The sequence below is a fragment of the Arthrobacter sp. NPDC093125 genome (assembly GCF_044754225.1).
Taxonomy (GTDB): Bacteria; Actinomycetota; Actinomycetes; order Actinomycetales; family Micrococcaceae; genus Arthrobacter.
In genome coordinates this window covers 396,543-418,870 of sequence record NZ_JBIVOQ010000003.1, presented here as the reverse complement: position 1 = coordinate 418,870, position 22,328 = coordinate 396,543, and the positions used below count along the sequence as shown (strand labels likewise).

The following is a 22,328-nucleotide window of genomic DNA, read 5'->3' as shown; positions in this document are numbered from 1 at the left end:
CGAACGGACACTTAAGGCCCCTCCCCGGGGCGTTTTGAGGGCATTAAGTGTCCGTTCGCGCGCAGGAGTGGGGCCGCATCTGCCCGTTCGCGCCGAAAGCCCTGGGACCTACGGCGCCGAGGCCACCCGTTCGTAGTCGCGCGGGACAACCACCATGGGCACCGGCAGGGCGCGCAGGACCTTGTTGGCGGTGCTGCCCAGGAACATGCGGTTCCGCTCCGCCAGGCGCGAGGAGCCCACAATCATGATCTCGCCGTCGTCCCATTCCAGGCCGTCGATGGCTTCCTCGATGGTGCGGCCGTGAGCAACGGCGACGCTGGCCTCATGTCCGGCGGGCACCTTGCCGGAGGCGTCGGACAGCACTGTGTTGGCGTGGATGTGCGCTGCATTGACCGCTTCCCCGGCGTCTCCGGCGGCGTCAAGCTCCACGAGCGACACCAGACGCAGCGGCACTCCGCGGCGCTTTGCCGCATTGATGGCGGTTTCAATCGCGGCTTCCGCTCCCTCGCGCTGCCCCACAGCCAGGGTCAGGCGGGTGATGGGCGCCGTGCGCTGATAGCCGCGCGGTGCAAGGGCCACGGGAACAGGCGAGGCGTGCAGCAGGGCATTGGCTACGCTGCCCACGGTGTACCGCTTGAACAGGCCGGCACTGGCGGCGCCAACCACAATCAGCCCGGCCTTGAGTTCCACAGCCGCCTCGATCAGGCCGGAGGCAAACGAATCGGCTTCCCGTGCGTGGAACGTGGCGGACAGGCCTTGGGGAACCAGACCCAGGGCTTGCCGTTCCGCGGTCAGCACTTCCTGCTCGGCGGCGCTCACCCTGCTGCCCTCGGGATTCAGCGCAACGTACGGCGCGCCCTTCTTCACAACGTAAACGAGGTCCAGGTGCGCGCCCTGGGCCAAAGCGAGCGACGTCGCCAGGGCCACGGCGTCCGCGCCGCGCTCGGTGGGTGTGTAGCCGACTACGTATCGCATGCAAAACCCTTCTTTGGGTGAGGCAGACGCAGGCGCCGCCAGGATCTCCGCGGTGGACCGGTCTGCGATGAGTGCAGTGGTGACGATGACTCTACCGGAGCGTACGACGGCGGGCCGGGCACCTTTCGGTACCCGGCCCGCCGTCGACCATTTCCGCCCGAGGTTACCCCCGCGCGAACGTACAGATAACGCCCTGTTCCACGCTCCACCCGGGGCCACAAGTGTCCGTTCGCGCTTCCCGGGGCCACAAGTGTCCGTTCGCGCTTCCCGGGGCCACAAGTGTCCGTTCGCGCTCCCTGGGGTAGAGGGTTAGGCGTTGGCCTTGATGGCTGCCGCCAGTACGTTGAGGCCGTCCAGCAGCAGCTCGTCGGTGATGACCAGCGGCGGTAGCAGGCGGATGACGTTGCCGTAGGTGCCGCAGGTCAGGATGATGACGCCTTCCTTCAGGCAGGCTGCGGCCACGGCCTTGGTGAGCTCGGGGTTCGGCTCCTTGGACCCGGCCTGGACCAGCTCGATGGCCAGCATGGCACCGCGGCCGCGGACGTCACCGAGCACGGGCAGCTCAGCCGCGAGCTCACGCAGCTTGCCGAGGGCCAGTTCCTCGATGTGCTTGGCGCGGGCGTTGAGGTTGTACTCCTCCATGGAACCGATGGACGCCAGGGCAGCGGCGCACGCGACGGGGTTGCCGCCGTAGGTGCCGCCGAGGCCGCCCGGGTGGACGGCGTCGAGCAGGTCGGCGCGTCCGGTGATGGCGGACAGCGGCATGCCGCCGGCGATGCCCTTGGCCATGGTGATGATGTCCGGAACGACGCCCTCGTGGTCGACGGCGAACCATTCACCCGTGCGGCAGAACCCGGACTGGACCTCGTCGGCGATGAAGACGATGCCCTTTTCCTTGGCCCATGCGGACAGCGCCGGCAGGAAGCCTTCGGCGGGAACGATGAAGCCGCCCTCGCCCTGGATGGGCTCGATGATGATCGCGGCAACCTGGTCGCCGCCGATCTGCTTCTCGATGATGGTGATGGCGCGCTTTGCAGCCTCTGCGCCCGTGATGGCGGGGTTCTCCTCGCGGTACGGGTAGCTCATGGGCATGCGGTAGACCTCAGGGGCGAACGGCCCGAAGTTGGTCTTGTACGGCATGGCCTTGGCGGTGAGCGCCATGGTCAGGTTGGTGCGGCCGTGGTAGGCGTGATCAAAGGCGACGACGGCATCACGGCCGGTGGCCAGGCGCGCCACCTTGATGGCGTTTTCCACGGCCTCCGCGCCGGAGTTGAACAGGACGGTGCGCTTCTCGTGATCGCCCGGGGTAAGTCGGTTCAGCTGCTCGGCGACGGCGACGTAGCCTTCGTACGGCGTGACCATGAAGCACGTGTGCGTGAAGTGCTCCACGGCCTCCTTCACGGCACCGACGACGGCGGGGTCGGACGCGCCGACGCTGGTCACCGCGATGCCGGAGCCGAGGTCGATGAAGGAGTTGCCGTCGACGTCGTGGATGATGCCGCCGTCGGCGTCGGCAACGTAGACGGGGACGCCCGAGGCGACGCCCGCGGCGACGACAGCCTTGCGGCGTTCGGCCAGCGCGAGCGACTTGGGGCCCGGAAAATCAGCTTGGATGTTGCGCTTCTGCTCGAGGCGGTAGGTGATCTCGTTGGCAGTGGTGGTCATGGGAAGGCCTTTCGGTGCCTGGTGATTGAGCCTGTCGGGATCTTGGTTTCGACGGGCTCAACCAGCGAATTATTACGAGTCGAGTGCACTCATCACGTGCTTGATGCGCGTGTAGTCCTCGACGCCGTACATGGAGAGGTCCTTGCCGTAGCCGGACTGTTTGAACCCGCCGTGGGGCATTTCGGCGGTGAGCAGGATGTGGGTGTTGATCCAGACCGCACCGAAGTCCAGATCGCGGCTGAGCCGCATGGCGGTGCCGTGGTCGGAGGTCCAGACGCTGGACGCCAGGGCGTAGTCGACGTCGTTGGCCATTTCCACGGCTTCCTGCTCCGTGCTGAACTTCTGCACGGTGATGACCGGGCCGAAGGTTTCCTTCTGCACGATGTCATCGGTCTGCTTGGCGCCGGTGATGATCGTGGGCTCGAAGAAGTAGCCCTTGTCCCCGGCGCGGTGGCCGCCGGTCTCGATCCGGCAGTAATCCGGCAGCGACCCGACAACGGCACTGACCGCCTTGAAGTGGTTGGCGTTGTTCAGCGGGCCGAAGTAGTTCTCTTCATCGTTCTGCGAACCGGTGTGCAGGGTCTTGGTGTGCTCCACCATCGCGGCCACGAGGTCGTCGTGCACGGAGTCCTGGGCCAGCACCCGGGTGATGGCGGTGCAGTCCTGGCCGGCGTTGAAGAACGCGAACTCGGCGATGGCCGCGGCGCTCTTCTTGATGTCGGCGTCCTTGAAGACGATGGCCGGGGCCTTGCCGCCGAGCTCCAGGTGTGCGCGCTTGAGGCCCTTCGCAGCTCCGGAGGCGACGGCGATGCCGGCACGGACGGAGCCGGTGATGGAGACGAGTCCGGGGACTTTGTGATCCACCATCATCGCGCCGGTCTCGCCGGTGCCGAGGATGACGTTGAGTACGCCCGCAGGGAAGATGTCCTTGGCCAGCTTCGCCAGCACCAGGGTGGATTCGGGCGTGGTGTCGGAGGGCTTGAGGACCACGGTGTTGCCGGCGGCGAGCGCGGGGCCGATCTTCCAGATGGCCATGAGGAACGGGTAGTTCCACGGCGCGACCTGGGCCACGACGCCGATGGGTTCGCGGCGCACAAAGGAGGTGTGGCCCTCGAAGTACTCGCCCGCGGACTTGCCTTCGAGGATGCGGGCAGCACCGGCGAAGAAGCGCAGCTGGTCGGCGCCGGCGGCAACTTCCTCGGAGGCGATGAGGGCGCGCACCTGTCCGGTGTTGCGGTGCTGCGCCTCCACGAGCTCGTCGCTGTTCGCTTCGATGGCGTCCGCCAGCTTGAGGAGCATCAGCTGGCGCTGGCCGGGGGTGGTGTGCTTCCAGGTCTGGAAGGCCGCCTTGGCTGCCGTCATGGCGGCATCCACGTCTTCGGCAGCGGAAACGGGCGACTTCGCGACGACCTCGCCGGTCGCAGGGTTCACGATGTCAAGCAGGCCGGTGCCGGCAGGCGTCACGAACTCGCCGTTGATGAAGTTCTGCAAGGTTTGAACCACGGTGTACAACCTCTTTCGTCCTGAATGATCTGATGCAGCTGCTCCGAGCCTATGCCAGCGCCACAAACGCGGGGAATAGCCACCTGCACACCATGGCGCCGGGCTTTTAGTGCGATCGGCCAGCGTCCCGCTACCCTTGGGATATGGCAATTTCCCTCGCCGCGCTGCTCGGCGTGCAGTCGCTCGGGCTCAAGAAAATCGGTCTCGCCGAGACCACGTCCCACCATGACATTCACTGGGTTGCCGTCGCCGAGCAGGAGGATCCGCAGCGCTTCCTCAACGGCGGCGAGCTGGTGCTGACCACCGGCCTGCGGCTGCGCAGCGCCCCGGAGCAGCGGCGCTTCGTGCGGCAGGTCCAGCGCGCCGGCGCCGTGGGAATTGGTTTCGGCGTGGGATTGACGCACGACGGCGTTCCGCCGGCTTTGGTGGCCGAAGCGAACCGGTGGGGACTGCCGGTCGTGGAGGTCCCGTACGCCACCCCGTTTATCGCCATCAGCAAGCTCGTGGCGGACGCCCAGTCGGCGGACCACTACTCCAAGCTCGAACGCCTGATCGCCGGCCACCAGGTGCTGGCCCGCGCCCTTCTCACCGGCGGCGGACTGGCCGAACTGCTCAAGCACCTGGGCGGCATGCTCCGCACTGACATCATCCTCACCCAGTTCACCGCAGAGCTGTACAACAGCGGCTCCGAGTCGGCGGCGGCAGACTCATGGGCTTCGTACCCGATCCCCACCGGCAGACGGGACGCCTGCACGCTGTGGGTCAGGCAGCCCTTCGAGGACTCCGGCATCATCGGCTACGCCCAGAACCTCATCAGCGTGGAACTGAACAACATGGTGAAGCAGCGCCAGGCCGAGCGGGCGCTGTGCGGCCAGGTGCTGGAGGACGTGATCCACGGGACCCTGGACCAGAACGAGGCCACCCGCCGCCTCGCAGGAACAGGCATCAACAGCACCCGCAAGAACGTGGTGCTGCTGGCCGGCTCCGAGGCGCACCACAAGCAGCTGGTGACCTCATCGCTGCCCCGGTCGCTCGAGAAGGCGGTGACCGCCGTCGTCGGGAAGGACCTGGTCACGGTGATTCCCGACGACGGCCGGGGCGCCACAGCGCTGGCCCGGAGCCTCAGCGACCACCTCGCCGAGGCGGGCATCCACGCAACGATCGGGATCGGCGGCGCCTACACGAAGCCCAACGGCCTTCGCTGGAGCTACTTCGAGGCGCGGGACGCGGCAAGCCACGGGCTGCCGGTCAATGAGCCCGAGCGGCTCAGCCTGACCTCGCTGCTGCTGGCAAGCGAGGACGTGCCGCTTGCTGACATGGCCAACGAGTCGCTGAACCCGCTGCGAGCGTTCGACGCCGCCCACGGCGCCGAGCTGATGACCACGCTGGAGAGCTACCTGAACAACAACGGCTCTGTCGCGGCGGTGGCTGAGGCCCTGACGCTGCACCGGAACACGGTCCGCTACCGGCTGGCCCAGATCACCGAGCTCACCGGCTATGACCCGTCCATCACCGCGGACCGGGTGCAGCTGTGGCTCGCCCTCGCGGTGGCGCGGCTCGGATCACGGCGCTAGGAGCACGCGGGGAGTCCGGCCAAGGAACACGCCGGAAACCCCCGCCGAACGGCCCGCCCTAAGCCGCAGCTAAGCCAGCCCGCGTCTCAGCGCAGCTAAGCCAGCCCGCGTTTCAGGAGCTTGCGGGCCTTGCGCCGCGCCTTGTGGTACTTGGCCTCGGTGCGGGCGGCGGCCTTGTCCTCTTTTTTGACCAGCCGTGCGTAGGCCGCGCTCACGTGCTCCGACGGCTGCGGCCCGCGCGCCAGCTTTCCCAGCAGGGTCCGGGCCATCACGCTGTCGTGGTGATCGCCCAGGATCTTCTGCTGCCGGTGTGCAGCGTTTGCGAGTTTGGTGGCGCGCTTTCCGTGGAGCGGGATCACCGACTCCGCAGCATGCCGCAGCCGCTTGGCGTCCTTGCGCACCTGGTGCAGTGCTGTGTCATGGGCCGGGCCCGCCTTTTCCTGCCGGGCCGCCTTGGCTGACCGTCGCAAGCGACGGACCGTACGCCCGATGCGTTTGCCTGCAACCTGGCCCGCCGGCGCCGCAGCCGCGGGCAGGGCCGGCGGGTTGTCGCGGAATTCCTCAAGGTCATCCAGCAGCCGGTAATAACGGTTGGACACCAGCACCTCCTGCACTCGCCGGTAGCCTGCGGTGAACCTGTCGCCCAGTTCGCGTTCCAGCCTGTCCCTGACGGCATCGGCCTGCTCCGGCGGCAGCGCGTCCACACTCGCGAGCACCCGCTCCCGGGTCACCTCCGCGTCGCGGGGCGCACCTAGGATGCGGCCCAGCCACTTGAGCTCATCGCGGAGCCTCCGGACCGCGGCGTCACCGAACAGTTTGCGGTACACGGCCAGGGCCGACCGCAGCCGCCGCGTGGCCGAGCGCATCTGGTGCACCGCGTCCGGCTCCTCCAGCCGCACGGCGGGATCGATGCGCAAAAGTTGAGCGGTTTGCGCGCCGAGGTAGGCGGTCACGACGCCGGAGGCCGGCCCCTTTTTTCCGGCGGACTTGCCGTCGGGCTGCTTCGCGTCCGACTGCTTTGGCCAGGCCTCCCCGAGTGCGCGGCCGAGCTTGGATTCATGGGCTGCCGGCCGGGCGCCCGCAGCGATGAAACAGGTTTCCGCCGGCGGGAAGATCTCAGCACTCCCCCGGACGAGTTCGAGTTCCCATTCCCGCCACTCCTGCTTGAGTCCGCTGCCCAGCGCTTCGGACTCGACCCTGTCGTCTGCAAAGTCGGCCAGGTGCACCCCGTCATCTCCATAGAGGGGGTACGTGGTGCGTCTGTTCTTCAGCCGGGCTGCAGGGGCAACCGCGGCACCCCGAAGGTAAGCGTGCAGATGCACAAGCAGCTGATCCGGAACGACGTCGGCCTGTCCCAGCGGCGCGTGAATCTCCTGGCGCTGCGGTACTGAATCACCGCCCTCTTCAGCAGACTGATCGCGTTCAGGAGCCAGTTTGAGGTGCCAGCCGGCATCGGTTCCTCCCGTCCGGCGGCGCAGGGTGATGCGGCGGGCGGCGAGCGCCAGATCAGCGGTGTCGAAGTAGACCGCCTCGAGCACGGCTTCGGACGGCTCCCCTACCCGCCCGACACCGGAAATCCGCTGCAGCGCCGGGAGCGCGGCGCCGGGATCGACGTCGTACTTCTTCTCTGTTTCGAGACCCTCGGGATTCATGTCCGTTACGGCATCCTTTCGCAGCGGGACCACCGCGGTCCCCGGAACTCCCTGGCCTGAGTCTATGCTCAGGCCAGGAGGGCTGCGAGAGGTTTGCCACAAAACTCTAGACATCAAACGTCTAACGTCTAACCTTATGGAATGGCCTCCGTTACCTCAGCTGCCCTCGCTGCCGCCGCCCGCCCGCGCAAGTCGCGGGCCGCCGTCGTCATGAGCGTTATTGCACTGGTACTGATCGGCCTCAACCTGCGGGCCGGCATCACGGGCGCCTCCGCCCTTCTGCACGACCTTCAGCTCGTGCTCGGCTACGGCCCGCTGGTTGCGTCGGTGATCCCGTCCATCCCGACACTGTGCTTCGCCGTGGCAGGGGCGGCAACGTCCTGGCTGACGGGACGGCTCGGCGTGGAGAAGGCAATTCTGCTGTCCCTCGCGATGCTGACCGCTGGGCTGCTGCTGCGCGGCATCCCCTCCACCGGCATGCTGCTGGCCGGGACGGTGGTCGGGATGTCCGGCCTGGCCGTCTGCAACGTGGCGATGCCGTCCTTCATCCGTGAACACTTCGCGCACCGCACCTCCCTCATGACCGGCCTCTACACGGTGACCATGACCACCGGGGCCACCGCCACCTCAGTGGCCGTGGTGCCGCTGGCACAGCTGCTCGGTTCGCCGTCCGCCGGAGTGGGCGCCATCGGGCTCCTCGCTGTGTCGGCTTTCCTCGGTTTCCTGCCGGTGGCGCTGCACGCGCACCGCAACCGGGTGGCGCGAAACGTCAGCCACGTCTCGCCGTGGCCGCTGCTGCGGACCCGCAAGGGCGCCCTGCTGACGGCCATTTTCACGCTGCAGGCGCTGCTCGCCTACGCGCTGCTGAGCTGGTTCCCGTACATGCTGACCACCATGGGCCTCAGCGCCGCCGAGAGCGGACTGATGTACGCGCTCCTGCAGCTGGTGTCCGTTCCGGCCGGTATGCTGCTGATCGCCATCGGTTCCCGCCCGGGCATGCTGCGCCCGGCGTTTTACCTGGTCAGCGGGGCGATGCTCGTCGGGATGGCTGCGCTCCTGGTGCTCCCGCTGTCCCTTGCCGCTATCCCCGCCGTGCTGCTCGGCTTTGGACTCGGCATCTTCCCGCTGGTCATGGTGATGATCAGCCGCAGCGGCCAGACCACGGCCGAGACCACCGCACTTTCCACCCTGGCGCAGTCCAGCGGCTACCTCCTGGCCACCGTGGGCCCTTTCGGAATGGGCCTGCTGCACAGCGCGACCGGCGGGTGGACGCTCCCGCTGGCCTTGCTGCTGGCCATAGCGGTGGCACAGATCGTGGTGGCACACCTCCTCACTGCCAAGAACACTGCCAAGCCGAAGGGTTAGGAAGCAATGACGCTCAGTACCTCGCACCGCCAGCCGCTGGCTGACGAAGTTACGGCGAAACTCCGTGCCATGGTCCATTCGGGCGAGTGGCCCCTGCAGCAGCGGATTCCTTCCGAAACCGAACTGATGGCCCGTCTGGGTGTCTCGCGCGGAACCCTCCGTGAGGCGATCAAGGCCCTGGCCCACGGCGGCATGCTCGAGGTCCGGCGCGGTGACGGCACCTACGTCCGCGCCGTCAGCGAGATTTCCGGGGCTGCCCGCCGGCTGTACCGGGACCACACCGACGAGCACGTCCTCGAGGTCCGCGTTGGACTGGACACCCAGGCGGCGCGTCTTGCCGCCCGCCACGCAACGCCCGACGACGTCGCCGCCCTCCGCGTGCTCCTCGCCGACCGCGACGCCTCCTGGAAAGCAGCAGACTATGCAGCGTGGGCCCGGGCCGACTGGGGCTTCCACGACCGCGTGGCGCAGGCCTCCGCCAACCCGCTGCTGCACGAGCTGTATGCCAGCTTTGGCGAGGTCTTCCACGACGAGCTGCTGAAGCAGCACCGACGCCCCGGGTTCCAGGGGTTGGCGCACGAAGGCCACGGGGCGCTCATTGACGCCATCGAGGCCCATGATGAGGAGGCTGCCGTGCTGAGCGTGACGCGCAACCTCAACTCCTGCGCGGAATGGCTGCGGGAGTAGGCCGTACTTCGCACCCTTGCTCAGCGCACCCCCCGTAAAGGGGGACCACTTTGGGGGGTTCATAGGCTTTTCCCAAGGTTTTTCCAAGGTTCCCGTCAGATCCTCAAACCAGCGGTCTACCTCTCGCGGCGGCACTCCGCCCCCACTTGAGCAACTCCTTCAGGCAGTTGGAGGTACACCGTGACGTACAGTGCAGCCGCGGCACCCAGGTTTCCGCGGAAATCCCACAAATCCTCCCGGCGGCTGGTCGGAATCCTGTGTATCGCGGCAGCGGTGGCCTGGGTGCTGGCCGTCATGATGGGGCTGTCCGTCACGATTGAAGGGCCGCCGCGCGCTCTCGCGCTCTCCGTGCACATCCTGGCCATGGTGCTGGCCTTTGGCGCGATCCTGCTCGTGGACTGGCACGGCTTCCTGTGGCTGATCGGGAGACGCCAGCTGGCGGAAACCATCCGGCTCGACGGCGCCGCAGGTCCCCTGATCTGGTCCGGCACCGCCGTGCTGCTGCTGTCCGGCGCGTTCCTGAGCCCGGACCTGAGCAACCCATGGACGGTCGTGAAACTTGGGGCGGTGCTGGTGCTGATGGTCAACGGCATCAGCCTGATCCCCCTGATGCGCCGCCTTGTGGTTATGCCGGCCAGCACGACCTTTGCCGGATTGCCCATGGGCCAGCGCATCCACATGCTTCTGTGTTTGGGAATCTCGCAGGCGTGCTGGTGGGCTGCGATTGTGATCGGCTTCGTCAACGCGGAGCTGTGACGCCTGGTTTCTGACAAATAGTTTCCCCTGCCCACCCGGCACGGGTTTCGCCACCCTCCAGTACATCAGTAGGCTTACTATCTGACTGGGGAGCTTGACGCTGTCCAACTGCCCGCTGATGACTAGGAGTTCCCATGGCCCGTGCAACACACGTGTCCGAGCAAGAATTGCCTCAAGAGCACCAACAACCCACCGCGGACACCACCCTGGCCACAAATACCCCGCATGAAAAAAAGCCCGCCCGCGAACTCTGGGCGGACGGTCTGGGCCGCGTGGGCATCCGGTCCGCGCAGGTGTTGCTGGTCCTCACCCTCGCCACAGTGTCTGTCTACGCCCTCCTGCAGGTCCGGCTGCTGGTCATTCCCACACTGATCGCACTTATTCTCTCCGCAGCCATCGGGCCATTCGTGAACCTGCTCCGCCGCAGGGGCATGCCCGGCGCCGCGGCCACGGGCATAGCTTTTGTTGGCTTGCTGGCGCTGCTGGCCGGCGTCATCACAGTGATCGTCATGTCGGTGCGCAGCCAGTGGAGCGAACTGGCGCAGCAGGCCGCCTCCGGACTCGACGAACTCGAGAAGTTCCTGCTCACCGGGCCCTTCCCGCTGGACCAGGAGCAACTGAACCAGGCCAGGGAAGGCATTATCCAGTTCGCCACCAGCAGCCAGGTCCGTTCCGGTGCGATCTCCGGGCTGTCAGTGGTCACTGAATTCATTGCCGGCGCCAGCCTCATGGTGGTGATCCTGTTCTTTTTCCTGAAGGACGGTGAGAAGATCTGGAACTTCTTCCTCCGCCCGTTCAACGGCCGCCGCGAAGCCAAGCTCCGCCGGGTGGGCCGACGAACCCTGGAGGTCCTGGGCGGCTACGTCCGCGGCACCGCAATCGTGGCCCTCGTGGACACCGTGGCGATCGGCGCGGCACTGCTGATTTTGCAGGTGCCCCTGGCCATACCGCTTGCCATTATCGTGTTCATGGGGGCTTTCATTCCCCTTGTGGGCGCGACGGTTGCCGGTATCCTCGCCGCTCTCGTGGCGCTGGTGGCCAACGGGCCGGTGGTGGCGCTGATCGTCGTGGCCGTTGTCATCGCGGTGAACCAGCTGGAAGGCGACCTGCTGCAGCCGATCGTCATGGGCAATACCCTCCAGCTCCATGCTCTTGTCATCCTCATGGCGCTGACCGCCGGCACCATCCTGGCCGGCATCATCGGCGCCGTCCTGTCCGTACCTCTGGCGGCTGTGGCCTGGGCCGTGATCCAGGTCTGGACAGCGGAGGACCCCCGGCTGGAACCGATGAATCCGGATCTGCCTCCGGCCAACACTCAGCCCGTCTAGGCAGACTGCAGCACCACCAACTCCAGCACCACAGCGCAACGGCCGGGTTCCCGTTTGGGGACCCGGCCGTCGTCGTTCATTGGCGCCTCAATCAGCCGCGGCGTCCGCCGCGGAAGACCCGCGGCATCCGCATCAGCGTTCGCGAAGCATCAGCGGTCGCGGAGCATCAGCGGTCACGGAGGCCCTGGAAGACGTTCTTGGGCCGCTGCATCTCGCCGTGCTTGGCTCCGAGCACGATGACCCAGGCCGCAAACGCCGGGATCGTCCACTGCAGGGCCTTCAGCTGCTTCTGTGCCGCCTGCAGCTTCTCCGACGCGCCGGGGCGGGGTTCGGTGGCGCCTTCGGCACCCTCGTCCGCCAGCTTGTCGACTTTCTTGCCCAGGGCCCCCGCATACAAGGTGACGGCGGCGCCCGCCAGAGTCACTGCCGTCTTGTAGATCGTGTCAGCGGCCACGCCGTCCTGCTTGGCGATCCGCTCCTTGTTCTCCAGGGCAATGAACAGGTCCGCGATGAGGTGTGTTGCGAAGGCCGCGGTCTGCACCGGGGCCCATTTCATCCAGCCCCGGCTTGAGAGGCGGGTACGCTCCGACGGGTCCTTTGCCTCGGCGGTCGCTCCGTTCAGGCCAATGGCGCCCATCAGCGAGCCGCCGAACCAGGCGGCTGCCGTCAGGTCGTGGACGGAGCGTGCCAGTAGATTTCCTGCCATGATGTGCTTCCTAACGTAGAGGTCGGATCCGGAACAACGGCTTCCACGCCGCCTTCAGTTTCCCCTCCGGCGACAGCCGCACCAACGACATGGTTTAGACATGGTAAGCACACTTACTAATGTTACGGAAGCCCGTAACAGCTTCATACTTGCGCGTAAGATCATCGCCATGGGAGCAACAGGAACATTGTTCGGCTGGGCCTTCGGCGACGCGGCCCGCGAAGACGACGAAACCTACATGCACGGGCTCCGCCGCGAGGCGCTGGAAAATGCCCGGCAGGCCGCCGCCTCCCGGGGCTTCGGCGTCGAGCCGGGTTCGGAGCACTTCATGGTGCTCAGTGCCGGCGATGCCCTGGTGGAGGTAGACACGGCACCGGACTCCCTGGTGGTCCGCTGCACGGTGAAACTGACCGGAGAAGGGGCCGAGAAAGTCCACGCCGAAGGCCCCATGAACGGCTAGCGTGCTCATGACGGACAAGGCTACCCCGCTCGGCGAAGCGGCCGACGCGGCAGAGGCGGTATCGAATACCAAGACGCTCGACGTCGTCGCGCGGGCCGGTTTTGCCGTCATGGCGCTGCTGCACATCGTGGTGGGGGCCATTGCGATCGCCCTGGCGCTGGGCCAGCCCGGCGAGGCCGAGCCCACCGGTGCCATCGAGCAACTCGCCGCCAACGCGTGGGGCCCGGCCCTGATGTGGGCGGGAATGGTCGCCTGCATCGGGCTGGCCCTCTGGCAATTGAGTGAGGCGACACTGCGGGCACGCCACCTGCCGACAAAGGAAAGAATCGGCAAGCACATTTCCTCCGGCTTCCTGTCAGTCGCCTACGGCAGCGTCTCCCTGACGTTCGGAGGCTTCGCCGTCGGACTGCCGGGTGATTCCGGCGAGTCAACGAGGGATGTCAGCGCTGCATTGCTCGCCACACCGTTCGGCACAGTCATACTGAGCGCAATCGGGCTCACCATTATAGGTATCGGAATTTACTTCATCCTGAAAGGCGTCCGGCGCGGGTTCAAGGAGGAGCTCTTCCACTTCGACGGCTCCCGCCGCGGCCGTATCATCGATGCCCTCGGCGTCACGGGGCATGTGGCGAAAGGCATTGCGCTGATCCTTGCCGGGCTCCTGTTTGTCATCGCGGCAGCCAAGCACTCTCCGGAGGAGTCCACGGGACTGGACGGCAGCCTGAAGGCCCTGCGGGAGCACCCCTATGGCCCTTATCTCCTCCTGGCGATCGGGGCCGGCTTTATCTGTTACGGCATTTTTGCCTTGGTCAGGTCCAGGTTCGGCCGGATGTGACAAGGGATGGGACGACAGTGTTCGGAGGTTGGACACCATGAGGAGGAACCGCATGACGCACGACCGCAAGACACATCAATCGGGTAGGGCCGCCCGGCTGGGAACCGACTTGGCAGGACGGGCTTTCGCCGCCGGCTTCAAAGCACTCAAGGCGCTGCGTCCCGACCGGCCAATCCATCCAAAGGGCACCAGCCTTATCGGCGAGCTGACGCGGCACGGCGTTGGCGAGGCCGCCTCCCCCGGCCTGCCCCGGGAACGGAGCGGCATCAGTTGGCTCGACTCCCCCGGCACGGACGAGGTGCAGGCGCGCTTCTCCCGCTCAATCGGCCTTCCGGACACCCTCCCGGACATCCTCGGCCTCGCGGTGCGCTTGCGGTCGGGTATTGGGTCCGACGCCGGTTCGGCCGGCGGTTCTGGTGGCGGCGCAAGTGGCGGCGACATTCTCTTCGCCACCACCGGCTGGGGCTTTCCTGCCCGCTTCCTGCTGGTACCAAAACTGGATGTCAGCGCCGCCCGGTTCACCACGCTCATGCCCTACAAGGGCGAGGACGGGCCAGTGCTCCTCGGGCTTCGGACGCTGTCGCTGCCACCCCGGGCTACCGGCCGCGCGGAGACCGGCGGAGACTTCCGGGAGTCCCTAGCCGAAGGCGAATGGGTTCTCGCACTGAACTTCGCCAAGCCCGGCGGACGATGGGTCCATGCCGGCACGCTCAAGCTCAGGGGAGCCCCGGGCCAGGACGACACCCCTGACCGCTTCGACCCCATCGAACACTCGTTGCCGGGAGCGGAGACGTACCCGTGGGCGCGCCGTCTCCGCGAGTACTCCTACCGTACGGCGCGGGGCCCAGCCCCGCACCTTCCCGGAAACCGGGCACTCACGCCGCGCCTGCTCACGCCACGCTTGTTCACGCCGCGCTCACCAGGCCGGCGCCGGGCAGGCGGGGACGCTGGCCTCGGGGACGACCCGCAACAGGGAGGGCACCAGACCGATTACCAGCACGGGCACCAGCCTGACCAGACTGAGAGGAAACCGATGGCCACAGTTACACAGACCTTCAACTCCCCCGCCGCCGACGTCTGGAAGATCATCGCCAACGGCTGGCTGTACTCGGGCTGGGTCGTCGGCGCCTCGAGGATCCGCGCCGTCGACGCGCACTGGCCGGAGGTTGGCTCCCGCCTCCACCATTCCGTCGGCGCCTGGCCGCTCGTGATCGACGACAGCACCAAGGTGACCGCCGTCGAGCCCGGGAAGTCACTGGAGCTGATCGCCCGTGGCTGGCCGATGGGCGAGGCCAAGGTGCGCATCACCCTGGAGGATGAGGGAGCACAGTGCCGCGTCTCCATCATCGAGGACGCCATCCACGGGCCTGGGCTGGCCGTTCCCAAGATGCTGAGGGATCCGGCCATCACCATCCGCAACCGCGAAACGCTGAAGCGCCTCGAACTCATGGCCGCCGGAGGCGCCGGAGACAAGACCAACGGAGCCTTGGGCAACGGCGCTTAAACCAACGGGGCCCACACCCGCAGGATTCCCTGCGGGCACGGGCCCCTGTTGCTGTCAGAGCTAGACTCCGGCGGCGACTCCGTCGCGGGAGATGGACACCATGTCCTCGCGCGGCACTACCTTGATGCGCTCACGCACAACCTCAACACCGTGCGATCCGCCTGCAGCGGTAGCCTCGGCGCCCAGGGCGAGTTCGTGGGCGTCCAGGGCCAGCCAGCCTTCCCAGGTGGTGTATTCCACGCCCCGGCCGTCGAGCAGTTCGACGACGGCGCTGGCGGCGGGTGCCTCGGCAACCGGAAGGTTTTCGCGGTCTTCCAGCAGGTAGGTCACGGTCTCCAGGGCGTCGCCCTTGGTGTGGCCGATGAGTCCAACGGGACCGCGCTTGATCCAGCCGGTGGCGTAGATGCCGGGAACGTGCTCGCCGGAAGCGTCCAGGACGCGGCCGCCGTCGTTCGGGATGACACCCTTCTTGTGGTCGAACTCGATGTCCGGCAGGGCCGAACCGAAGTAGCCGATCGCCCGGTACACGGCCTGCACCGGGTAGTCGATGTACTCGCCGGTGCCGCGGGCGTTGCCCGTGCCGTCCAGTTCGGTGCGCTCAAACTTGATGCCGCTGACGCGCCCGGGGTTCTCGGCGTCGTCGTAAATTTCCACCGGGCTGTGCAGGAAGTGCAGGTGCAGGCGGCGGGAGGCCTTGAGCTCGGAGAGGTCCTCGGGCTGCTCGGCGATCCAGTTGGTGAGCGTGCCGACCATGGTCTTGGTCTGGTTGTTGCTCTGGATCTGGCGGTCTGACTCCTCGTCGAACTCGAAGTCCTCCGGGTACAGGATGATGTCCACGTCCTTGGAGTGCGACAGTTCGCGCAGCTCGAGCGGGGTGAACTTCACCTGGGCGGGACCGCGGCGGCCGAAGACGTGCACGTCGGTGACGGGCGATGCCTTCAGCCCGGCGTAGACGTTCTCCGGGATCTCGGAGACCAGGAGGTCGTCGGCGTGCTTGGAGAGGACGCGGGCCACATCGAGCGCCACGTTGCCGTTGCCGATCACGGCGATTTCCTTGGCCTCCAGTGGCCATTCGCGGGGAACGTCCGGGTGGCCGTCGTACCACGACACGAAGTCAGCGCCGCCGAAGGAGCCCTCGAGTTCAATGCCCGGGATGTTCAGGTCGGCGTCCTTGATGGCGCCGGTGGCGAAGATGACGGCGTCGTAGTGGGTGCGCAGGTCCTCGATGGTGAGGTCCGTGCCGTAGTCAACGTTGCCGAAGAAGCGGATGTCGCCGCGGTCCAGAACCTTGTGCAGGGCGTTGACGATGCCCTTAATGCGGGGGTGGTCCGGAGCGACGCCGTAGCGGATCAGGCCGTAGGGTGCCGGGTAGCGGTCGAAGAGGTCGATGCTGACGGTCAGCTCGCCGCTCTTGACGGCCTCGCTTTTGGTAAGGATGTCCGCTGCGTAGACGCCGGCCGGGCCGGAGCCGACGACGGCCACGCGCAACGGGCGGGCAGCTGTTCCTACGGTGGTGCTGGTTGACACGGCTGTGTTCCTTTTCGTCGGTCCCGCTTGGGGGCTAGGGGGTGAGAACGCGGGTGGGGCTCGTAGTTCTGGTGCGGGGCTTGTTGGGGCTGGTGGTGCTGTAGTCAGCGGTTTTGAAGTGCGACGGCGCGAAGGGGCTTACGCGCACAACGTCACCGATGACGATCACTGCAGGATTCGCGACGCCGGTGGCCTCGGCCTGGTCGGCGATGGTTCCGAGGGTGCCGATGGTGACGCGCTGGTTCGGCAAGTAGCCGTTCTCCACAATACCAACCGGAGTGTCCCCGGGCAGGCCGGCTTTGCCCAGAGCGGACGCGGATTCGCGCAGCTGGCCGACCCCCATGAGGAGCACCACGGTGTGGTCGGGCCGGGCCGGAACCTCGGACAGTTCTTCATGCCCGGTGACCACGCTGAAGCCCTTGGCCAGGCCGCGGTGCGTTACTGGGATGCCGGCGGCTGCCGGGACCGAGATCGCCGAGGTGACGCCGGCCACGACTTCAACCTCGACACCGTGCCGGCGGCAGAATTCCGCTTCCTCGCCGCCGCGGCCCAGGACGTAGGGGTCGCCGCCCTTGAGGCGCACCACGCGGTGGCCGGCGAGGGCTTCGTCCACGAGGATCTGGTTGATCTCGGACTGGGGCACGGGGTGGTGTCCCGGGGTCTTGCCGACCTCGATGACGCGGACGTCGGGGGCGAGTTCGTTCAGCAGCTCGCGGGGGCCGAGGCGGTCAGCGACCACGACGTCGGCCTGGCCGAGGAGCCGCCGTCCGCGGACGGTGATGAGGCCGGTGTCGCCGGGACCGCCGCCCACGAGGGCAACGGTTCCCACAGAGGCACGCCGGCGGCGGAGGGGCAGGTCGCCGGATTCCAGTGCGGTGGCGACGGCGTCTCGGAGGGCCATGGCGCGGCGCGGGTCTCCCCCGGCGTTGACGGCGATCTTGACGTCGTCCACGACGGCGACCGCGGGGGTCCAGGCGGCGGAGGCTTCGTGGTCGGAGGCGTTGACGCACCAGACGCGCTGCGCCTCGGCGTCGGACGACACCTGGGCGTCCACAACGGAATCGCCGGTGGCAGTCTGCACGAACCAGACGCCGTCGACGTCCCCGGAACGGTAGGTGCGGGGCTCCCAGGTGAGCAGGCCGGCGTCGGCGAGTTCACGGAGCGCGGCGGAGGCAACGGGGGCGACCACGGTGACCCGGGCGCCGGCGTCGAGCAGGCCCTTGGCGCGGCGTGCAGCCACGGGCCCGCCGCCCACGACGAGCACGGGGCGGCCGAGGAGGCGCAGCGCCGTGGGATAGATGTCCTGAATTGCCATGAATCAACGGTAGGGCCGCGTCACATGCCCCAACAACGGCGGGGAAACACCAGTTCACGCAAGGTAACGCTGCGTCACATTGTGTCCTGGGGGTGGCGGGCCGCCGTCGGCCGCCTTCCTTTCGCCGCAGGCTTCGGGCGGCGGCCTTGGCGGGCAGCGGCAAAACGGGCAGCAGAAAGCCCGACGGCGGGAGTCGCCGTCGGGCTTTCGGGTGAAGTGCGGTGGAGGTGCTTAGCGGGTGCTGCCGGAGAGGAGGCCGCGGCGCTGGAGCAGGCGTTTCTCCACGGGGCCGAAAACGAGCAGCTCGATCAGGATGCCGACCGCCAGGATGAGGAGGATCGCGGACATCACGATGGTCATGTCAGCGAGGTCGCGGCCCTGGTTCAGCATGGAGCCGAGGCCGAAGCCGATCGTGCCGCCCACGGCGATGATTTCCGCGGCCATGAGAGAGCGCCAAGAGAACGCCCAGCCCTGTTTGAGCCCGCCGAGGTAACCGGGAAGGGCCGCGGGAAGGATGATCTGCACGGCCATCTGAAGCCGCGATGCACCCAGCACGGTGCCGACGCTGCGGTACTGCGGCGGGATCTGGTCCACGCCGGAGATGAGGCCGTTGATGATCGACGGGATGGCGCCCATGAACACGACGAAGTACACCGTGGCATCGGTGAGTCCGAACCAGATGATGGCCGCCGGCACCCAGGCCACGGACGGCAGGACCTGGAGCCCGGAAATCAGCGGGCCGAACGCCCGGCGCAGCGGAGCCACCTGTGCCAGCAGCAGGCCGATCGGCGTCGCGATGACAACGCTGATCAGGAAGCCCAGAAGCCCGCGCTGCAGCGATGTCCACACGGCTTCCAGCAGCGACCCCTCGGCCCACAGCGTGCCGAACTGCGCCACCACGTCCATCGGGCCGGGCACCTGGTCGCGGCGCTTCAGGCCAAGCGAGACGTAGAACTGCCAGATGATGACGAGCACCACGAGGGCGGCGATCGGCAGCAGGACGCGGCTCCAGTCGACGCGTGCCTTGCGGGCGGCGTCGGACTGCAGGGAGTCGAGTCCGGATTCGAGTTCCCGCAGGTCGGCGGAACCGGTGGAGGACCGCGTCAGGGCTGCGTGGATTTTGGTGGAGCCGACAGGCTCGACCGGCGGCGATTCGGGCTCGACCAGAGGAGACTCGGGCGATTCGGCCACGGGAGACGAATTACTTGGCATGGCGGCGGATCTCCTCTCGCAGCCGGGCGGTGATGACCCCGGTCAGCTGTCCGGCAAGACTGGCGTCGGTACGGTGCTCTTCAGTGACTGCCCATTCCTGGACCACGCGGCCGGGCCGGGAGGACAGCAGCAGCACGCGCTGGCCCAGGCGGACCGCCTCGCGGACATTGTGCGTCACGAAGACGATGGTGCGCCCCGTTTCCTTCCAGATGCGCTCAAGTTCGTCGTGCAGCAGGTCCCGGGTGATGGCATCCAGGGCCGCGAAGGGCTCGTCCATGAGGAGCAGCTGGCGGTCCTGCGCGAGTGAGCGTGCAAGGGCCACGCGCTGGCGCATGCCGCCCGACAGCTCATGCGGGCGCCTGTCGGCCGCCTCAGCCAGGTGCACGAGATCCAGCAGTTCGGCTGCTTTCACGCGCCGCTCGGCCTTGCCGACACCGCGCAGCTTCAGGGCCAGCTCAACGTTTTCGCGTGCGGTAAGCCACGGGAACAGTGCGGAGTCCTGGAACATGAAGGCAGCACCGTCGCTGGGCACCTCCAGGGCGCCCGACGTCGGGAGCTCCAGTCCCGCCATGATGTTCAGCAGGGTGGACTTGCCACAGCCGGACGCACCGAGGAGGGCGACGAACTCGCCCTTCGCAATGGTGGCGTTGACGTCGTCCAGCACCGGGGCGCCTTCGCCGAAGCGCTTGCCCAGGTTCTCCAGTACGACTGGCATGGTCCCGTCCTTTGTTCGTGTGCGTTAACTGCAGTGGCGCGGAGGGCGGACGCTAGTCCAGCCCCAGCCCTGCCGCCGAAGTATTGTTCTTGGCCACCGAGTTCAGTGCCCTGAGGTCGAAGAGGCCGTTGAGGTCTGCCTGCTTGGTGGTGCCGGCGTCCACGCCGTCCTGCAGCAGCTTCTCGTAGGTTCCCGCCAGCGGGTCCACGGTGAACACGATGTTCTGCAGCGAGCGGTCGATGACGTCCGGCGACAGCGCCTTGCCCGCGTCCTGCTTCAGGGCCGCGTTGATGACGCTGGCCTTTTCGGCGGCCGGGGTGTCGTTGAGCCACTGCACCGCTGCGACATGGCCCTTGAGCAGGGCTTTGACAGTTTCGGGGTGTTGGGCAGCGAACTTTTTGTTCACGATCAGGATTGTGGTGGGGAACTCTCCCGGCTTGCCCGTTCCGGTCCCGTCCCAGAGGTCCTTCTCGTCCACCAGGACCTTGGCCCCGGCCTGCAGCACCAGCCGCGACGCCCACGGCTCGGGCACCCACGCGCCGTCGAGCTTGCCGTCCTGGAACAGCTTCAGCGTCTGCGCGTTTTCGGTGGGGTTGATTGCAACGTCCCCGCCGCCGTCGGGAGTGGTCTTGTAACCCTGCTTGCCAAGCCAGGCGCGCAGCGCCACGTCCTGGGTGCCGCCCAACTGGGGCGAGGCCAGGGTCTTGCCCTTCAGGTCAGCGGCGCTCTCGATCCCGGGCTTGACCACGAGCTGCGCCCCGCCGGACGCTGCCCCGGCGATGACGCTGACGGACTCGCCGTTGCTTTTGACGAACGAGTTGATCGCCGGGTTCGGCCCGATGTACGCGGCGTCAATGGCGCCGGCGTTCAGTGCTTCAACCGCGGCGGGGCCGGCGTTAAAGACCTGTGTGCTGAGCTTCGTGCTGCCCAGGTTCTTCTCGATGAGGCCCTGCTTCACGCCGACGAGCGCCGCGGCGTGGGTGATGTTGCCGAAGTAGCCCAGCTTCAGCTCGCTCGCTGGACCTTCTGACGAAATGGAGGCGGCCGAGGCGTTCGAATCCCGGGCCACTGCGGAGCCCATCACGGCGCCCACGATGATCAGCAGCACCAGTCCGAGGGCCAGCGCGACTTCCAGGGCGCGGCGCCGCTTGGGCGTCTGGCTTTCGCCGGCCACAATGCGGGTCATGCCCGGCCTGGAAGTAGTCATGGATTCACCATAGGGAGTGGGGTAAACCGGGTTCAACGGATGGGAAACCGGGGGTCACGCAGGTTCATGCAGCGTCACATTCGGCCACAAAATCTCCCTGTCCGCCGTCCGATGGAAATCGAGGGGTCAGTCCCCCTTGACATTGATGAGCTGCCGCAGCCGGTGGCGCACCTTGACGAGGTCGGCGGCGTCGCGCATCACCTGGTCTATGGGCTTGTAGGCTGCCGGGATCTCGTCGATGAACGCCTCGGTGACGCGGAACTCGATGCCGTGCATGGCTTCCTTCAGCTGGGCCAGGGAAAACGCCTTGCGCGCCGCTTTGCGCGAGTACTCCCGCCCGGCGCCGTGCGGCGACGAATTCAATGACACGGGATTGCCCAGCCCCTCGACCACGTAGGATGCCGTGCCCATGGAGCCCGGGATGAGCCCCGGGTCCCCGGCCTCTGCCTTGATGGCGCCCTTGCGGGATACCCAGACGGACTTGCCGTAATGGGTTTCCTGCTGCGTGAAGTTGTGGTGGCAGTTGATCCGTTCCAGCTCTCGCACGGCCCCGCCCACCCATTTGCCGAACTGCGTGATGACGCGGTCCATCATTTCTTCGCGGTTCAGCAGGGCGAAATGCTGCGCCCACCGGAGCTCCTCCATGTACCTCATGAACTGGGGCGTGCCCTCCTCGAGGTACGCGAGGTCCCGGTCCGGCAGGGTCAGGCGCTTATCCGAGGCCACTCCCTGGGCCACCGTGATGTGGTGCTGGGCGATCTTGTTGCCGATGCCGCGCGAACCGGAGTGCAGGAACAGCCAGACACCGTCGTTTTCGTCCGCGCACACCTCGATGAAGTGGTTGCCGGAGCCGAGGGACCCCAGCTGCAGGTCCCAGTTCCCCATGTACCGTCCCGGATCAAACCCGGCCTTGTCGGCCCGCCTCCGCAGCTCGGCGACCCGGGGTGCAGCAGTGGCCGCCACCTTCCGGTTGTTGTGGCCGGCGGAGAGCGGAATAGCTCGCTCAATGTCCTCGCGCAGCGGCCTGCGGTCCCGGGGCAGCTCCTTGAGGGAATACTGGGTACGCACCGCGATCATGCCGCAGCCGATGTCCACTCCGACGGCGGCCGGGATGATGGCTCCCAGCGTCGGAATGACGGACCCCACCGTGGCGCCCTTGCCCAGGTGCGCGTCCGGCATCAGCGCCAGATGCGGGTAGATGAATGGCAGCTGAGCGGTCGCCAGGGCCTGCTCGCGGGTCTTGTCGTCCAGGATCGACGCCCAGTTGATGAGCCGGCTGCTGATGGTTTCCACGACTTCCCCTCCACGGGCTGAACGAGGACTAACGTAATTTCTAGGCTAA

Annotated in this window: 19 protein-coding genes; 8 read left to right on the top strand and 11 right to left on the bottom strand. The window is 67.2% G+C overall.

From position 1 onward, the window contains the following. Nucleotides 1–108: 108 nt before the first annotated feature. The 3 genes from ACIP9X_RS09175 to ACIP9X_RS09165 form a co-directional block, all read right to left on the bottom strand. Nucleotides 109–975 (bottom strand): universal stress protein, encoded by an 867-nt coding sequence (locus ACIP9X_RS09175; RefSeq protein WP_400479403.1) that lies wholly within the window; start codon nucleotides 973–975, stop codon nucleotides 109–111. Nucleotides 976–1,284: 309 nt separating this feature from the next. Next, entirely contained in the window at nucleotides 1,285–2,640 is a 1,356-nt protein-coding gene (gene gabT, locus ACIP9X_RS09170; protein WP_400479402.1) for a 4-aminobutyrate--2-oxoglutarate transaminase, read from the bottom strand. A gap of 72 nt (nucleotides 2,641–2,712) precedes the next feature. Next, nucleotides 2,713–4,143, bottom strand: a complete 1,431-nt coding sequence (locus ACIP9X_RS09165) for a gamma-aminobutyraldehyde dehydrogenase (RefSeq protein ID WP_400479401.1) — start codon at nucleotides 4,141–4,143, stop codon at nucleotides 2,713–2,715. A gap of 143 nt (nucleotides 4,144–4,286) precedes the next feature. Between ACIP9X_RS09165 and ACIP9X_RS09160 the strand changes: the two genes are divergently transcribed. Then, on the top strand, nucleotides 4,287–5,717 hold the full coding sequence (locus ACIP9X_RS09160) for a PucR family transcriptional regulator (RefSeq protein ID WP_400479400.1): 1,431 nt from the start codon (nucleotides 4,287–4,289) through the stop codon (nucleotides 5,715–5,717). Between the two features lie 95 nt (nucleotides 5,718–5,812). Here the strand turns inward: ACIP9X_RS09160 and ACIP9X_RS09155 are convergent, their stop codons facing one another. Then, complete coding sequence (locus ACIP9X_RS09155) at nucleotides 5,813–7,369, bottom strand: CHAD domain-containing protein (RefSeq protein WP_400479399.1); 1,557 nt, start codon at nucleotides 7,367–7,369, stop codon at nucleotides 5,813–5,815. A 141-nt stretch (nucleotides 7,370–7,510) separates the two neighbouring features. Between ACIP9X_RS09155 and ACIP9X_RS09150 the strand changes: the two genes are divergently transcribed. The 4 genes from ACIP9X_RS09150 (at nucleotide 7,511) to ACIP9X_RS09135 (ending at nucleotide 11,505) form a co-directional block, all read left to right on the top strand. Then, the gene (locus ACIP9X_RS09150; protein WP_400479398.1) at nucleotides 7,511–8,734 is read left to right on the top strand and encodes an MFS transporter; all 1,224 of its coding nucleotides are present in this window, start codon (nucleotides 7,511–7,513) and stop codon (nucleotides 8,732–8,734) included. A gap of 6 nt (nucleotides 8,735–8,740) precedes the next feature. Continuing rightward, a complete protein-coding gene (locus ACIP9X_RS09145; protein ID WP_400479397.1) occupies nucleotides 8,741–9,421 on the top strand; it encodes a FadR/GntR family transcriptional regulator in 681 nt (226 codons plus the stop codon). 180 nt (nucleotides 9,422–9,601) lie between these two features. Further along, nucleotides 9,602–10,177 carry a hypothetical protein gene (locus ACIP9X_RS09140; protein ID WP_400479396.1) on the top strand — a complete coding sequence of 192 codons (576 nt, stop codon included), beginning with the start codon at nucleotides 9,602–9,604 and terminating at the stop codon, nucleotides 10,175–10,177. A 134-nt stretch (nucleotides 10,178–10,311) separates the two neighbouring features. Further along, entirely contained in the window at nucleotides 10,312–11,505 is a 1,194-nt protein-coding gene (locus tag ACIP9X_RS09135; protein WP_400479395.1) for an AI-2E family transporter, read from the top strand. Between the two features lie 166 nt (nucleotides 11,506–11,671). Here ACIP9X_RS09135 and ACIP9X_RS09130 read toward each other — a convergent pair whose 3' ends face one another. After that, nucleotides 11,672–12,211 carry a hypothetical protein gene (locus ACIP9X_RS09130; RefSeq protein WP_400479394.1) on the bottom strand — a complete coding sequence of 180 codons (540 nt, stop codon included), beginning with the start codon at nucleotides 12,209–12,211 and terminating at the stop codon, nucleotides 11,672–11,674. A 169-nt stretch (nucleotides 12,212–12,380) separates the two neighbouring features. Between ACIP9X_RS09130 and ACIP9X_RS09125 the strand changes: the two genes are divergently transcribed. From ACIP9X_RS09125 to ACIP9X_RS09115, 3 genes are read left to right on the top strand one after another with little or no spacing between them, the layout of a single operon-like run. Next, nucleotides 12,381–12,671 (top strand): hypothetical protein, encoded by a 291-nt coding sequence (locus tag ACIP9X_RS09125; RefSeq protein ID WP_400479393.1) that lies wholly within the window; start codon nucleotides 12,381–12,383, stop codon nucleotides 12,669–12,671. A gap of 7 nt (nucleotides 12,672–12,678) precedes the next feature. Further along, complete coding sequence (locus ACIP9X_RS09120; protein ID WP_400479392.1) at nucleotides 12,679–13,506, top strand: DUF1206 domain-containing protein; 828 nt, start codon at nucleotides 12,679–12,681, stop codon at nucleotides 13,504–13,506. Between the two features lie 52 nt (nucleotides 13,507–13,558). Beyond that, entirely contained in the window at nucleotides 13,559–15,010 is a 1,452-nt protein-coding gene (locus tag ACIP9X_RS09115) for an SRPBCC domain-containing protein (RefSeq protein WP_400479391.1), read from the top strand. Between the two features lie 60 nt (nucleotides 15,011–15,070). On the opposite strand, the gene ACIP9X_RS09110 is transcribed toward ACIP9X_RS09115, so the two are convergent. The 6 genes from ACIP9X_RS09110 to ACIP9X_RS09085 form a co-directional block, all read right to left on the bottom strand. Further along, nucleotides 15,071–16,537 (bottom strand): FAD-dependent oxidoreductase, encoded by a 1,467-nt coding sequence (locus tag ACIP9X_RS09110; RefSeq protein ID WP_400479390.1) that lies wholly within the window; start codon nucleotides 16,535–16,537, stop codon nucleotides 15,071–15,073. 34 nt (nucleotides 16,538–16,571) lie between these two features. After that, nucleotides 16,572–17,852: a uroporphyrinogen-III C-methyltransferase gene (gene cobA, locus ACIP9X_RS09105; protein ID WP_400479389.1), complete on the bottom strand. Its 1,281-nt coding sequence runs from the start codon at nucleotides 17,850–17,852 to the stop codon at nucleotides 16,572–16,574. 231 nt (nucleotides 17,853–18,083) lie between these two features. Then, the gene (locus tag ACIP9X_RS09100; protein ID WP_400479388.1) at nucleotides 18,084–19,064 is read right to left on the bottom strand and encodes an ABC transporter permease; all 981 of its coding nucleotides are present in this window, start codon (nucleotides 19,062–19,064) and stop codon (nucleotides 18,084–18,086) included. Further along, nucleotides 19,054–19,779, bottom strand: coding sequence for an ABC transporter ATP-binding protein (locus ACIP9X_RS09095; RefSeq protein ID WP_400479387.1), 726 nt, complete (start codon nucleotides 19,777–19,779; stop codon nucleotides 19,054–19,056). Before ACIP9X_RS09095 ends, ACIP9X_RS09100 begins: the two co-directional genes overlap by 11 nt. A gap of 52 nt (nucleotides 19,780–19,831) precedes the next feature. Further along, nucleotides 19,832–20,965 (bottom strand): ABC transporter substrate-binding protein, encoded by a 1,134-nt coding sequence (locus tag ACIP9X_RS09090; protein ID WP_400479505.1) that lies wholly within the window; start codon nucleotides 20,963–20,965, stop codon nucleotides 19,832–19,834. 147 nt (nucleotides 20,966–21,112) lie between these two features. Beyond that, nucleotides 21,113–22,279 carry an RtcB family protein gene (locus ACIP9X_RS09085; RefSeq protein WP_400479386.1) on the bottom strand — a complete coding sequence of 389 codons (1,167 nt, stop codon included), beginning with the start codon at nucleotides 22,277–22,279 and terminating at the stop codon, nucleotides 21,113–21,115. Nucleotides 22,280–22,328: the final 49 nt, after the last annotated feature.